This window comes from Streptomyces sp. NPDC059499, from assembly GCF_042749285.1.
GTDB lineage: Bacteria > Actinomycetota > Actinomycetes > Streptomycetales > Streptomycetaceae > Streptomyces.
Genome location: NZ_JBHYTT010000010.1, coordinates 251,061 through 264,098, shown reverse-complemented (window position 1 = coordinate 264,098; position 13,038 = coordinate 251,061). Strand labels below are relative to the sequence as shown.

Sequence of the window (13,038 nt, the reverse complement as noted above, 5' to 3'; positions counted from 1 at the left end):
CAGCTTCGGACCGCCCGCAATGGGGGCCTTACTTGACGATGTTGCCGATCTTCGGGGCAGGCTCGTTCTTGTAGTTGGCCGGGCCGAAGTTGGTCTCGACCGCCTTGTCCCATGAACCGTCCGAGACCATCTTGGTGAGCGCGGCGTCGATCTTCTTCTTGAGGTCGGCGTCGCCCTTCTTCAGACCGATGCCGTAGTTCTCGTTGGACATCTTGAAGCCGGCGAGCTTGAACTTGCCCTGGAACTGGGCCTGCGAGGCGAAGCCGGCCAGGATGGAGTCATCGGTCGTCAGAGCGTCGACGGCCTCGTTCTCCAGACCGGTCAGGCACTCGGAGTAGCCGCCGTACTCCTGCAGCTGCGCCTTCGGGGCGAGCTTCTCCTTGACGTTCGCCGCAGAGGTCGAACCGGTCACGGAGCAGAGGTTCTTCGAGTTCAGGTCCGCCGGGGACTTGATCGAGTCGTCGTCGGCGCGGACCAGGATGTCCTGGTGAGCCAGCAGGTACGGGCCGGCGAAGTCGACCTTCTGCAGGCGCTCGTCGTTGATCGAGTAGGAGGCGGCGATGAACTTGACGTCGCCGCGCTCGATCGCGGTCTCACGGTCGGCGCTCTTCGTCTCCTTGAAGACGATGTTCTTCGCGTCGAAGCCGAGCTCCTTGGCGACGTACGTGGCGACGTCGACGTCGAAGCCGGTGTACTTGCCCTCGGGCGTCTTCAGACCGATGCCGGGCTGGTCGATCTTGATACCGATCGTGATCTTCTCGCCGCCGCCGGATCCCGCGGCGTCGTCCTTGCTGTCGGAACCACAAGCGGTGGCGGTGAGGGCGAGCGCGAGCACGGCGGCCGAGGCGGCGGTGACCTTACGAAGCTGCATGGTGAAATTCCCTGGGTTGACGCGATGTGAGTATTCAGCTGGTCCGGAGAACAGTCGTGCGGGGTCAGTGGTGAAGGATCTTCGACAGGAAGTCCTTGGCCCGGTCACTGCGCGGGTTGCTGAAGAACTGGTCGGGCACTGCCTCTTCGACGATCTTCCCGTCCGCCATGAAGACGACGCGGTTGGCCGCCGACCTGGCGAAGCCCATCTCGTGGGTGACGACGACCATGGTCATCCCGTCCCGGGCGAGCTGCTGCATGACCTCCAGCACCTCATTGATCATTTCCGGGTCGAGCGCGGACGTCGGCTCGTCGAACAGCATGACCTTGGGGTCCATCGCCAACGCACGTGCGATGGCGACGCGTTGCTGCTGACCCCCGGAGAGCTGCGAAGGGTACTTGTCGGCCTGTGTTGCCACGCCCACCCGGTCGAGCAGTGAACGTGCCTTGTCCTCGGCGACCGCCTTGTCCATCTTGCGGACCTTGAGCTGGCCCAGCATCACGTTCTCGAGCACCGTCTTGTGCGCGAAGAGATTGAACGACTGGAAGACCATGCCGACGTCGGCACGCAGCCTGGCCAGCTCCTTGCCCTCCTGGGGCAGCGGCTTGCCGTCGATCGTGATCGCGCCCGAGTCGATCGTCTCCAAGCGGTTGATCGTGCGGCACAGCGTGGACTTCCCGGACCCGGAGGGCCCGATGACGACGACGACCTCGCCACGGGCGATGGTCAGGTCGATGTCCTGGAGCACATGCAGCGCGCCGAAGTGCTTGTTGACGTTGCTCAGTACGACAAGGTCGTCTCCCGCAGGTGCGGCATCCTCGGCGGCCTTGGTCACTGAAACTCCGCTCATCGGCTTTTTGCTCCGTCCTCCTCGGTTAGGGAAAGACCCTAGTGACGCAGTGCTACCAGCGTCATTACATCTGAGCGGAAATTGAGCATAACGATCCGGCCGCAACCGGACACACCGTGTGAACAGGGCGTCACGAGGCGCACGTCGGAGTACCGGGTGGGTAACGGAAACCCAGTGGTAACGGGCTGGGCCTTGACTGGCGTACCCGTCATCGGAGTGGATGCCCTGGTACGGGATGGCGTGAATCGTCGCCGTACGAGAAGGTTCGCGGGGCGGAACGCCTGCGCAACATCACGCATCGTTTTCAATCGTCCCGAAATGTCGGGAAGCGGAGAGGGGGGCCATGAGACTGCTGCTCGTCGAGGACGACGACCACGTCGCGGCGGCCCTGTCCGCCGTGCTCGCGCGGCACGGATTCCGGGTCGTGCACGCCCGGAACGGCGAGGAGGCCCTGCAGGCGCTGCTGCCCGCGGACAAGGAGCCCTTCGGAGTCGTGCTCCTCGACCTCGGCCTTCCCGACCAGGACGGCTACGAGGTGTGCGGGAAGATCCGCAAGCGCTCCGCGATCCCGGTGATCATGGTGACGGCGCGTGCCGACGTACGCTCACGGATCCACGGCCTCAACCTCGGCGCCGACGACTACGTCGTCAAGCCCTACGACACCGGCGAGCTCCTTGCCCGGATCCACGCGGTCGCCCGGCGCAGGACGGCCGGCGAGGACACCGGCCAGACCCCACTCGCAGCTCTGCGGGTCGGCCCCGTGCACATCGAGCTGCCGACCCGCAGGGTCAGCGTCGACGATCACGAGGTCCAGCTCACACGCAAGGAGTTCGACCTCCTCGCGCTGCTCGCCCAGCGTCCGGGTGTGGTCTTCCGCCGGGAACAGATCATCAGTGAGGTGTGGCGGACCAGCTGGGAGGGGACGGGGCGCACCCTCGAGGTGCACGTCGCGTCGCTGCGTTCCAAGCTGCGCCTTCCCGCACTGATCGAGACCGTGCGGGGCGTCGGTTACCGGCTCGTCCCGCCGTCCGCGTAGGGGCGAACGTTCCAGGTGCGTACCCGTCTGCTTCCCCTGCTCATCGTCCTGATGGCCGCCGTGCTGCTCGCGCTGGGCTTCCCGCTGGCCGTGCGGGTGGCCGCCGCCGAACAGCAGCGGGTCGTCATCGACCGGATCGACGACACGGCACGCTTTGCCGCACTCGCCCAGTTCGTCAGCGAGCCCGTGGAGGGCAACGACGAGCGGCAGCGGATACTCCAGACCGAACTCGAGGCGTACGACTCGGTGTACGGGATCCGGGCAGGGGTCTTCTACCGGGACGACAGAGCCCTCGCTAAGGCGCCCGGCTCCTGGACCCTGCCGGTCGAGGGGGAGGGGCGTGAAGCGTTCAAGGAGGCACTCCTCGGCCGCCGTTCCCATGACCCGCCCCAGGTGTGGCCGTGGCAGAAGGGCCGCATCGTCGTCGCTTCACCCGTGGTGCGCGACGGTGACGTGGTCGCTGTCGTCGTGACCGACTCGCCCACCGGCGAGATGCGGTCCCGCACACTGCGCGGCTGGCTGCTGATCGCTCTCGGCGAGGCCGTGGCGATGCTGGTGGCGGTCGGCGCCGCGTTCCGGCTCACCGGCTGGGTGCTGCTGCCCGTACGGATTCTGGACGCGGCGACCCACGACATCGCCAGCGGCCGGATGAGGTCCCGGGTCGTCGCGTCCGGAGGACCGCCCGAGCTCAGGCGCCTGGCACGCTCGTTCAACGAGATGGCCGACAACGTCGAGGACGTACTGGAGCAGCAGCGCGCCTTCGTCGCGGACGCGTCGCACCAACTGCGCAACCCCCTGGCCGCGCTGCTGCTGCGGATCGAGCTCCTCGCGCTCGAACTCCCCGAGGGCAACGAGGAGATCGCCTCGGTGCGTACGGAGGGCAAGCGCCTGGCCCACGTCCTGGACGATCTGCTGGACCTGGCCCTGGCCGAACACGCCGCGGCGGATCTCCAGCTCACGGACATCGGGGCGCTCACCGCGGAACGCGTGGCCTCGTGGCGTCCGTCGGCCGAGTACAAGGGTGTACGGCTGGTCCTGGACGGCGCGTCCGCGGTGACCGGCTGGGCCGACCCGATCGCGCTCTCCAGCGCCCTGGACGCCGTCGTCGACAACGCGCTGAAGTTCACGCCGGAGGGCGAGGAGGTCCGGGTCACCGTAGCCTCCGACGGCGCGGTCGCCACGGTGGTCGTCGCCGACCGCGGGCCCGGGCTGACCGAGCAGGAACTGGAGCGCATCGGTGACCGCTTCTGGCGCAGCAACCGGCACCAGAACATCAAGGGGTCGGGCCTCGGGCTCTCGATCGCCCGGGTGCTGCTCGCCGCGGGCGGCGGGACGGTCGGGTACGACAAGCACGAACCGCACGGGCTGCGGGTGACGGTCAGCGTGCCCCGCAACCTTCCGCACGCGTGATGCGGAGGTTCAGGGCTTGGCCGAGCGGTAGTAGCGCTTGGCGCCTTCGTGCAGCGGCAGCGGATCGGTGTAGATCGCGGTTCGCAGGTCCACCAGTTGCGCCGCGTGCACCTCGCGGCCTATCCGGTCCCGGCTGTCGATCACCGTACGGGTGAAGGCCTCGGTCATCAGAGGATCGGTGCGATCCGTCGTGATCAGCAGATTGGCGACCGCGACGGTCTGCACGGCCTGACCCTGCTGCGCGTGACGGTACGCGTCGGCGGGCATCACGGCCGAGCGGTAGTGGCGGGTGGACCCGCCGGCTGCCTGGAGCTCGGTGATCAGAGTGTCCTCCAGCGGAACCAGGCGGATGGCGAACCGCTCCGAGAGCTCCTGCACCGCGCCGGTCGGCAGGCCTCCCGACCAGAAGAAGGCGTCGAGCCCGTCGTCCATCAGCCTGGCGGGCATCGTGTCGATACCGGCCGGGACCGGCGTGATGTCCTCGGCCGGATCGATGCCCGCCGCCGTCATCAGCCGGTCGGCGACCAGGCGCACCCCCGATCCCTTCTGGCCCACACCCACTCGTTTGCCAACCAGATCGGAGACCTTCTGGATCTTCGAGCCCCTGGGCACGATCAGCTGGACGTAGTCGTCGTACAGCCGGACGCAGCCGCGCAGACGAGCGCCACCCGGCTTGCCGCTCTGCAGATAGGTGGTAACGGCATCGGCGGTGGCGATGGTGAAGTCCGCCTGCCCCGTCGCGACGCGTTCGATGTTCTGCTGCGACCCCTCGCTGGTCTGCAGCTCTATCGACACCTTGGGCATGTCCTTGGCCAGCGCACCCTCGAGCCGCTGCCCGTAGCGCTGGTAGACCCCGCTGCGTACGCCGGTGGAGAAGGTCAGCGATCCGCTCGGCTCCGGCTCCCCGAGCGGGAGCACCCACCACAGCAGCAGCCCGAGAACGACAGCGGCTACCGCGCCCCCCTGAAGGGTGCGTCGTCGGCCGAATCGGGACAGGGCGTGCAGCATGGCGCGATCCTGCCAGGCCGCCCCCCGTCCTGGCCAGGCCGGACGGCGGGCAGAGGCTCCGGCGGCGGGAGGGGCGTCGCCAGCGCCTACCCTTGTCCCATGAGCAGCGGCAACCGGAGCGAAGCAGTGGACGTCCAGAAGAGCTACGAGGTACGCACTTACGGGTGCCAGATGAACGTCCACGACTCCGAACGCTTGTCGGGGCTGCTCGAGGACGCCGGCTACGTGCGCGCCCCGGAGGGCTCCGACGGTGACGCCGACGTCGTCGTCTTCAACACCTGCGCGGTACGTGAGAACGCCGACAACAAGCTCTACGGCAACCTCGGCCGGCTCGCCCCGATGAAGACGAAGCGCCCCGGGATGCAGATCGCCGTCGGCGGCTGCCTCGCGCAGAAGGACCGCGACACCATCGTGCGGCGGGCGCCCTGGGTGGACGTGGTCTTCGGTACGCACAACATCGGCAAGCTGCCGGTGCTCCTGGAGCGCGCGCGCATCCAGGAGGAGGCGCAGATCGAGATCGCCGAGTCCCTGGAGGCGTTCCCCTCCACGCTGCCCACCCGCCGCGAGTCCGCGTACGCCGCGTGGGTGTCGATCTCCGTGGGCTGCAACAACACCTGCACGTTCTGTATCGTCCCGGCGCTGCGGGGCAAGGAGAAGGACCGCCGCACCGGCGACATCCTGGCCGAGATCGAGGCGCTGGTCGCCGAGGGCGTCAGCGAGATCACGCTGCTCGGCCAGAACGTGAACGCGTACGGCTCCGACATCGGTGACCGCGAGGCCTTCTCCAAGCTGCTGCGCGCCTGCGGCGGCATCGACGGTCTGGAGCGGGTGCGGTTCACCTCGCCCCACCCGCGCGACTTCACCGACGACGTGATCGCGGCGATGGCCGAGACGCCGAACGTGATGCCGCAGCTCCACATGCCGATGCAGTCGGGCTCGGACACGATCCTGAAGGCGATGCGGCGCTCGTACCGTCAGGACCGCTTCCTCGGGATCATCGAGAAGGTGCGCGCCGCGATGCCGGACGCCGCCATCTCCACCGACATCATCGTGGGCTTCCCGGGTGAGACCGAGGAGGACTTCGAGCAGACGATGCACGCGGTGCGCGAGGCGCGATTCGCGAACGCCTTCACCTTCCAGTACTCCAAGCGTCCCGGGACCCCGGCCGCCGACATGGAGGGGCAGATCCCCAAGGAGGTCGTCCAGGAGCGCTACATGCGCCTGTCCGCCCTCCAGGAGGAGATCTCCTGGGAGGAGAACAAGAAGCAGGTCGGCCGCACCCTGGAGGTCATGGTCGCCGAGGGTGAGGGGCGCAAGGACGGTGCCACGCACCGTCTCTCCGGCCGGGCACCTGACAATCGCCTCGTGCACTTCACCAAGCCGGAGCAGGAGGTGCGTCCCGGGGACGTGGTGACCGTCGAGATCTCCTATGCCGCTCCGCACCACCTCCTGGCCGAGGGCGCTCCCCTGGGCGTACGGCGTACCCGGTCGGGAGATGCCTGGGACAAGCGGGCCGGGGCGGCCGCCGCCCAGCCCGCCGGAGTGATGCTGGGCCTGCCCGGCATCGGCGCTCCGGATCCGCTGCCCGTCGCCGCGGCCCCGGGGTGCGCCCGGGACTGACGGCCGGAGGCCGACCCGGGGGATTGGGCAGTGGCCGCTCCGGGGTGGCCGCGCATGATCGCGCCGGGGGCGGCAGCAGTACGCTGACCGGCATGCTTGTCGCCGCCGCCGTCTGTCCCTGTCCGCCGCTCCTGGTTCCCGAAGTAGCCGCCGGAGCCGCGCCCGAGCTCGACACCGCGAGGGCCGCGTGCGTCGACGCGCTGGGGGTGCTGGCCGCCGCGCGTCCCGACCTGCTGATCGTGGTCGGGCCGGCTGGGCCTGAGGCGTGTGGGCCGTTTCCCGCAGGCTCGCCCGGTTCCTTCGCCGGGTTCGGCGTCGACCTCGGCGTGCGGCTGGGCGACGTACCCCCGGGGGCACCGGCTCCCGAGCGCCCGCTCCCGGAATCCCTTGCCGTCGGCGCCTGGCTGCTGGCCCGCGCCCGGTGGGCCGGCGCACCTGTCGAAGCGCTCGGAGTGAGGGAGCAGCTGGCCGCCGACCGCTGCGTCCAGGCCGGTCTGGACCTGGCCGGCCGGGCGGACAGGGTGGCCTTGTTGGTGATGGGCGACGGCAGCGCCTGCCGCACGGTCAAGGCCCCCGGCTACCTGGACGAGCGTGCGATCGGCTTCGACACCGCCGTGGCCCGTGCGCTGGGTGCCGCGGACCTCGCCGCGCTGGGCTCGCTGGACGAGTCGCTCGCGTACGAACTGAAGGTGGCGGGCCGGGCGCCGTGGCAGGTGCTCGCGGGCGCCGCCCAAGGGGCCGGGCTCGGCGGGCAGCTGCTGTACGAGGAGGCTCCCTACGGCGTGGGCTATGCCGTTGCCGCCTGGTCGTGATCCGCAGGAGGCCCGAGGAACGGCGGACCGCAGCGCCGAGGCCCGTGGAACGCTCGCGCGTCACGGGCCTCAGGGCTGTTCACTCCCGGGTCAGGAAGCGGGCGGTGCGGGCGGTGGAGGCGTACCGCCTTCGTTCTTGTGACCCAGGCGGTCGACCGCGTCCTTGGCCTTCTGCGTGCCGGACACGATCTTGTCGCTGTACTTGCCCTTGGTCTTTTGGTCGACCGTTCGAGCGGCCTTGTCGAGGCCTTGGTCGATCTTTCCCCCGTGTTGCTGCGCGAGGTCACCGACCTTTTCCTTGGCCGGGGCCAGCTTGGCCTTCAGGCTGTCCAGAAAACCCATGGGTCACCTTCCGTGCTGGGGGACTGACGTCACATTTTACTCGCGCGGGAGGGAAAGTGCGTTACTCGGAGTGTCCGACTGGGCCGACCGGGCAAGGACTCGGCATCCGCGGTGTGAAACGCACTTGGCCGGGAAGCGTCCCGGGGTTTGGGACACTGTCGCAGTGAGAAGACCAGCTCCCGTTCCCCGCGTCATCACCGTCGTCGGTCCCACCGCAGCCGGAAAGTCCGATCTGGGAGTGTTCCTCGCCCAGCAGCTCGGTGGTGAAGTCGTCAACGCCGACTCCATGCAGCTCTACCGGGGGATGGACATCGGCACAGCGAAGCTGACGGTCCCCGAGCGCGGTGACATTCCCCACCATCTGCTGGACATCTGGGACGTCACCGAGGCCGCCAGTGTCGCCGAGTACCAGCGGCTCGCCCGTGCGGAGATCGACCGGCTGCTCGCCGAAGGGCGCACGCCCGTCCTGGTGGGCGGTTCCGGCCTCTACGTGAAGGGCGCGATCGACGCCCTGGAGTTCCCCGGTACGGATCCCGAGGTGCGCGGGCGGCTCGAACAGGAGCTGACGGAGCACGGTTCCGGCGCGTTGCACGCCCGGCTCGCGGCGGCGGATCCTGACGCCGCCCGGGCCATTCTGCCCAGCAACGGGCGTCGCATCGTCCGCGCCCTGGAGGTCATCGAGATCACGGGCAGACCCTTCACGGCCAACCTCCCGGGGGACGAGGCGGTCTACGACGCACTCCAGATCGGTGTGGACGTCGAGCGCCCGGAACTGGACGCGAGGATCAGCGCCAGGGTGGACCGGATGTGGGAGGCCGGCCTCGTCGACGAGGTGCGCTCCCTGGAGGCCCTGGGGCTGCGCGAGGGGCGCACCGCCTCCCGTGCGCTCGGCTATCAGCAGGTGCTCGGGGCGCTTGCGGGTGAATGCACCGAGGAGGAGGCGCGCGCCGAGACGGTACGCGCCACCAAACGCTTCGCGCGCCGCCAGGACTCGTGGTTCAGGCGCGACCCGCGAGTCCACTGGCTGAGCGGTGCCGAGGAACGGCGTGGGGAACTCCCGCACCGGGCGCTGGCGTTGGTCGAACGAGCGGTTACAGCCTGATCACGTGATGGCATCGGGACGCTCAGCGCGTCATTTCGGTGCCCGGGGCCGTGCCATCATCGAGCATCGATCGACCAGTGGAGTCCGAGTATGGGAGGGCGCGTGGCGATGGAGGCCGGCCCTCGCGATACAGACCAGGACGCACCGGATACGCAGCACGAGGCAGGACGACTGAGCCCTGACGGGCCGGACGAGCACGACGTGACCCCCGAGGTCGAAGTCGAGCTGCGCCCCGCCCGCCGCATGCGGATCTGGCAGCTCGCACCGATCGTCGTGCTTGCGGCGCTCGGCTCCCTGATGTTCGCCTTCCCGCTCGCCTTCGAGTTCGGCGACGGCGGCGCGGTCGTGGCCATGCTGGGACTGCTCATCAGCTGCTGCGCCGCGGGCTGGGGCATGATGGCGGCCCGCCGGGTCGGCCACACATGGCCCGGTCTGCCGTCCAGAGGATCGAGCGAGCGCCCCGACTGGCGGGTGATCGGCCTGTACGTCGCCGTGTGCGCCGGAATCGTCGCCCTGGCCGTCTGGCGCGTGGCACGGCTCCGCTGACCGAGCGGCCCGGGTCCCGGAGTGGAGACAGGGTCCGGCCTGCCGGATCCGGCTCGGCCGCCCCGGCTCTGCGGACTGTCGGCGAGGCCTCGTACAGTTGCTCCGTGAGCACTTCGCAGATCCCCTTCCTCAAGGGCCACGGCACAGAGAACGACTTCGTGATCGTTCCCGACCCCGACAACGCCGTCGACCTGCCCGCTTCCGTCGTCGCCCGGCTGTGCGACCGCCGGGCGGGCATCGGCGGCGACGGTCTGCTGCACGTCGTGCGGTCCGCGGCGCACCCGGAGGCGCGAGGCATGGCCGACCGGGCCGAGTGGTTCATGGACTACCGCAACTCCGACGGCTCGATTGCCGAGATGTGCGGCAACGGCGTGCGCGTCTTCGCCAGCTACCTGCAGCGCGCCGGACTCGTCGCCGAGGGCGATCTGGCCGTCGCGACCCGGGGCGGTGTCAAGAAGGTGCACATCGCCAAGGACGGCGACGTCACGGTCTCCATGGGACGCGCCGTGCTCCCCGAGGACGACGTCACGGTCTCGGTGAACGGCCGCAGCTGGGCCGCCCGCAACGTGAACATGGGCAATCCGCACGCCGTCGCCTTCGTCGACGACCTGGCACACGCGGGGGAACTGCGCTCGGCGCCGCCTTTCAGCCCCGCCTCCGTCTACCCGGACGGCGTCAACATCGAGTTCGTCGTGGACCGCGGGCCGCGCCACGTCGCGATGCGCGTCCACGAACGCGGCTCGGGGGAGACCCGCTCCTGCGGTACGGGCGCCTGCGCCGTCGCCGTCGCCGCCGCCCGCAGGGACGGTGCAGATCCCGCGGAGACCGGTGTCCCCGCCACGTACACGGTGGATCTCCCCGGCGGCACACTGGTGATCACCGAGCATCCGGACGGCTCCGTCGACATGACCGGGCCCGCCGTGATCGTCGCCGAAGGCTTGATCGACCCGGCCTGGCTCGAAACGGTGATCGGGTAGAGCTTCGCTCGAATGGGTGATCCGTTTCACGCTGAGCGAGAGCTGGACTGCGCCGCGTGGTGGGGTCGGTAGCATCAAGCACCGGCCCGGAGGCGCATCCGCATCTCCTCACCGCCGGTCGACGTTGCCGGAGGTGCCCCATGAGCGCAGAGGCCACCAATCCAGGTGCTCCCCTACGCAAGCGCAGTCGTCCGCGGATCGATCTGCGCAGGCTCGGCCGTGTCGCCCTGCTCGGGCCTGCCTCCCGCGGCCGGCTGCCGGACGCCATCGGACACGTTGCGGAGACCCACCGTGCCCACTACCCGGACGCGGACCTCGATAACCTCCGTCGGGCCTACGTGCTTGCCGAGTCGTCCCACCGCGGTCAGATGCGCAAGAGCGGCGAGCCGTACATCACGCATCCGCTGGCCGTGACCCTGATCCTCGCCGAACTCGGCGCCGAGACGACGACCCTGACCGCTTCCCTCCTCCACGACACCGTGGAGGACACCGAGGTGACCCTCGATCAGGTCCGGGAGGAGTTCGGCGAAGAGGTCTGCTACCTGGTCGACGGAGTCACCAAACTGGAGAAGGTCGACTACGGCGCGGCAGCCGAACCCGAGACCTTCCGCAAGATGCTCGTCGCCACCGGAAACGACGTCCGGGTCATGTCGATCAAGCTGGCGGACCGGCTGCACAACATGCGGACCCTCGGTGTCATGCGTCCCGAGAAGCAGGAACGGATCGCCAAGGTCACCCGCGACGTGCTCATTCCGCTCGCCGAACGGCTCGGCGTGCAGGCACTCAAGACCGAGCTCGAGGACCTCGTCTTCGCGATCCTCCATCCCGAGGAGTACGAGAACACCCGGGCCCTGATCACCGCGTCGGAGAACGCGCAGGACCCGCTCGCGGAGATCGCGGAAAGCGTCAGATCCACACTGAGGGACGCCGGCATCACCGCCGAAGTCCTCATCAGACCGCGTCACTTCGTCTCGGTGTACCGGGTCAGGATCAAACGGGGCGAGCTGCGCGGCACCGACTTCGGACGGCTGCTGGTGCTGGTCGGCGAGGACGCCGACTGCTACGCCGTCCTCGGTGAGCTGCATACCTGTTTCACCCCGGTGATCTCCGAGTTCAAGGACTTCATCGCAGCCCCCAAGTTCAACCTCTACCAGTCGCTGCACACCGCCGTCGTGGGCCCCGAGGGCGCGGTCGCCGAAGTCCTCATCCGGACGCACCAGATGCACAAGGTGGCGGAGGCGGGAGTCGTCGCGCTCGGCAACCCGTACACCCCCGACAACGCCACCGCGGCGCTGCAGGCCGAACCCGCCGACGGCGAGCGCGCCGACCCGACAAGGCCCGGCTGGCTCTCCCGGCTCCTGGACTGGCAGGAGTCCGCCACCGACCCCGACACCTTCTGGACCACACTGCGGGACGATCTCGCCCAGGACCGGGAGATCACGGTCTTCCGCACGGACGGCGGGACGCTCGGCCTGCCCGCCGGGGCCAGCTGCGTCGACGCCGCGTACGCGCAGTACGGCGAAGAGGCGCACGGTTGCATCGGCGCCCGCGTCAACGGCCGCCTGGCCACGCTCAGCACCGTTCTGAACGACGGCGACACGGTGCAGCTCCTGCTGGCCCAGGACGCCTCCTCCGGCCCCTCTCCCGAGTGGCTCGACCATGCCCGTACCCCCGGGGCACGGATCGCGATCACCGGCTGGCTCGAGGCCAACCCCGGCGACGCGCAGGGACCTCACGGAAGCCGCCCCGCCTCCCCGAGGCCGCAGACCCAGCCGGCCGACGATGCGGCGATCGGCCGCGGCAAGGCGGGAGGCCGCGCCGCGAGCGTCGCCGTCGACGGTCCGGGCGCCCCGGTCCGTCTGGCCGGCTGCTGCACTCCTGTTCCCCCCGACGACATCATCGGCTTCACGGTGCGCGGAGGAGCCGTCACCGTGCACCGGCGTGAATGTGCGGCGGTGGCCCGGATGCGTTCGCTGGGCCGGGCGGCCGTCGGGGCGCGCTGGAACGACACGGGCGACTGGTGCGACGCGGCCGACTACCGGGTCACCCTCGTCGCCGAATCCTTCGGACGCCCCCGGCTCCTCGCCGATCTCACCGAGGCCATCGCGACCGCGGACGCGGCCATCGTCGCGGCGACCGTCGAGCCGCCCAGCGAACAGCGCGTCCGGCACACCTACACGCTGCAACTCCCGGACGCGGCAGGGCTGCCCGGGCTGATGCGGGCGATGCGCGACGTACCGGGTGTGTACGACGTGAGCCGGGCCCAGCAGCCCGCCGCCACGGCCTGAACCCGCTGCCCGCCGCGGCCCCTCTGTCCCGTTACACCACGCCCCGCCGGCGCCGGTCCTTTCATCGGACCGCGCCGGACGACCGGGCATCCAGCCGTGAGGACCCTCTACGAACCCGTTCGGGTGGCGCGGCGCGCGGCACCCCCGTGTGGGGCGTTCCCGCTGGTAGCCGTAGT

General features: G+C 69.6%; 12 protein-coding genes. 8 read left to right on the top strand and 4 right to left on the bottom strand.

From position 1 onward, the window contains the following. Positions 1-28: 28 nt before the first annotated feature. Together ACFW9O_RS23720 and ACFW9O_RS23715 are read right to left on the bottom strand one after the other, a co-directional pair. Entirely contained in the window at positions 29-871 is an 843-nt protein-coding gene (locus ACFW9O_RS23720) for a glutamate ABC transporter substrate-binding protein (protein WP_351167799.1), read from the bottom strand. Between the two features lie 64 nt (positions 872-935). Then, positions 936-1,721: an amino acid ABC transporter ATP-binding protein gene (locus tag ACFW9O_RS23715; protein ID WP_351167801.1), complete on the bottom strand. Its 786-nt coding sequence runs from the start codon at positions 1,719-1,721 to the stop codon at positions 936-938. A gap of 343 nt (positions 1,722-2,064) precedes the next feature. Here ACFW9O_RS23715 and ACFW9O_RS23710 point away from each other — a divergent pair, with 343 nt between their 5' ends. Together ACFW9O_RS23710 and ACFW9O_RS23705 are read left to right on the top strand one after the other, a co-directional pair. Next, complete coding sequence (locus ACFW9O_RS23710; RefSeq protein WP_329206760.1) at positions 2,065-2,757, top strand: response regulator transcription factor; 693 nt, start codon at positions 2,065-2,067, stop codon at positions 2,755-2,757. Positions 2,758-2,772: 15 nt separating this feature from the next. Next, positions 2,773-4,167: a HAMP domain-containing sensor histidine kinase gene (locus ACFW9O_RS23705; protein WP_351167805.1), complete on the top strand. Its 1,395-nt coding sequence runs from the start codon at positions 2,773-2,775 to the stop codon at positions 4,165-4,167. A 9-nt stretch (positions 4,168-4,176) separates the two neighbouring features. Here the strand turns inward: ACFW9O_RS23705 and ACFW9O_RS23700 are convergent, their stop codons facing one another. Beyond that, positions 4,177-5,175, bottom strand: a complete 999-nt coding sequence (locus tag ACFW9O_RS23700; protein ID WP_384611929.1) for a TAXI family TRAP transporter solute-binding subunit — start codon at positions 5,173-5,175, stop codon at positions 4,177-4,179. Between the two features lie 99 nt (positions 5,176-5,274). Here ACFW9O_RS23700 and miaB point away from each other — a divergent pair, with 99 nt between their 5' ends. Continuing rightward, on the top strand, positions 5,275-6,795 hold the full coding sequence (gene miaB, locus ACFW9O_RS23695; protein WP_384611927.1) for a tRNA (N6-isopentenyl adenosine(37)-C2)-methylthiotransferase MiaB: 1,521 nt from the start codon (positions 5,275-5,277) through the stop codon (positions 6,793-6,795). 92 nt (positions 6,796-6,887) lie between these two features. Continuing rightward, positions 6,888-7,607, top strand: coding sequence for a class III extradiol dioxygenase subunit B-like domain-containing protein (locus ACFW9O_RS23690; protein ID WP_384611925.1), 720 nt, complete (start codon positions 6,888-6,890; stop codon positions 7,605-7,607). A 90-nt stretch (positions 7,608-7,697) separates the two neighbouring features. Here ACFW9O_RS23690 and ACFW9O_RS23685 read toward each other — a convergent pair whose 3' ends face one another. Next, on the bottom strand, positions 7,698-7,949 hold the full coding sequence (locus ACFW9O_RS23685) for an antitoxin (RefSeq protein WP_351167813.1): 252 nt from the start codon (positions 7,947-7,949) through the stop codon (positions 7,698-7,700). A 163-nt stretch (positions 7,950-8,112) separates the two neighbouring features. On the opposite strand from ACFW9O_RS23685, the gene miaA reads away from it, so the two are divergent. The 4 genes from miaA (at position 8,113) to ACFW9O_RS23665 (ending at position 12,862) form a co-directional block, all read left to right on the top strand. After that, positions 8,113-9,051 (top strand): tRNA (adenosine(37)-N6)-dimethylallyltransferase MiaA, encoded by a 939-nt coding sequence (gene miaA, locus ACFW9O_RS23680; protein ID WP_351167815.1) that lies wholly within the window; start codon positions 8,113-8,115, stop codon positions 9,049-9,051. 108 nt (positions 9,052-9,159) lie between these two features. Beyond that, positions 9,160-9,597, top strand: coding sequence for a hypothetical protein (locus ACFW9O_RS23675; protein ID WP_351167850.1), 438 nt, complete (start codon positions 9,160-9,162; stop codon positions 9,595-9,597). Positions 9,598-9,701: 104 nt separating this feature from the next. Further along, complete coding sequence (gene dapF / locus ACFW9O_RS23670; protein ID WP_384611923.1) at positions 9,702-10,574, top strand: diaminopimelate epimerase; 873 nt, start codon at positions 9,702-9,704, stop codon at positions 10,572-10,574. A 140-nt stretch (positions 10,575-10,714) separates the two neighbouring features. After that, entirely contained in the window at positions 10,715-12,862 is a 2,148-nt protein-coding gene (locus ACFW9O_RS23665; RefSeq protein ID WP_351167819.1) for an HD domain-containing protein, read from the top strand. The last annotated feature ends 176 nt before the right edge of the window (positions 12,863-13,038 follow it).

Excerpts from the sequence above, each read along its gene's own strand:
- ACFW9O_RS23720 (WP_351167799.1), bottom strand. The coding sequence starts at position 871 with ATGCAGCTTCGTAAGGTCACCGCCGCCTCGGCCGCCGTGCTCGCGCTC.
- ACFW9O_RS23715 (WP_351167801.1), bottom strand. The coding sequence starts at position 1,721 with ATGAGCGGAGTTTCAGTGACCAAGGCCGCCGAGGATGCCGCACCTGCG.
- ACFW9O_RS23710 (WP_329206760.1), top strand. The coding sequence starts at position 2,065 with ATGAGACTGCTGCTCGTCGAGGACGACGACCACGTCGCGGCGGCCCTG.
- ACFW9O_RS23700 (WP_384611929.1), bottom strand. The coding sequence starts at position 5,175 with ATGCTGCACGCCCTGTCCCGATTCGGCCGACGACGCACCCTTCAGGGG.
- miaB (WP_384611927.1), top strand. The coding sequence starts at position 5,275 with ATGAGCAGCGGCAACCGGAGCGAAGCAGTGGACGTCCAGAAGAGCTAC.
- ACFW9O_RS23690 (WP_384611925.1), top strand. The coding sequence starts at position 6,888 with ATGCTTGTCGCCGCCGCCGTCTGTCCCTGTCCGCCGCTCCTGGTTCCC.
- ACFW9O_RS23685 (WP_351167813.1), bottom strand. The coding sequence starts at position 7,949 with ATGGGTTTTCTGGACAGCCTGAAGGCCAAGCTGGCCCCGGCCAAGGAA.
- ACFW9O_RS23675 (WP_351167850.1), top strand. The coding sequence starts at position 9,160 with ATGGAGGCCGGCCCTCGCGATACAGACCAGGACGCACCGGATACGCAG.
- ACFW9O_RS23665 (WP_351167819.1), top strand. The coding sequence starts at position 10,715 with ATGAGCGCAGAGGCCACCAATCCAGGTGCTCCCCTACGCAAGCGCAGT.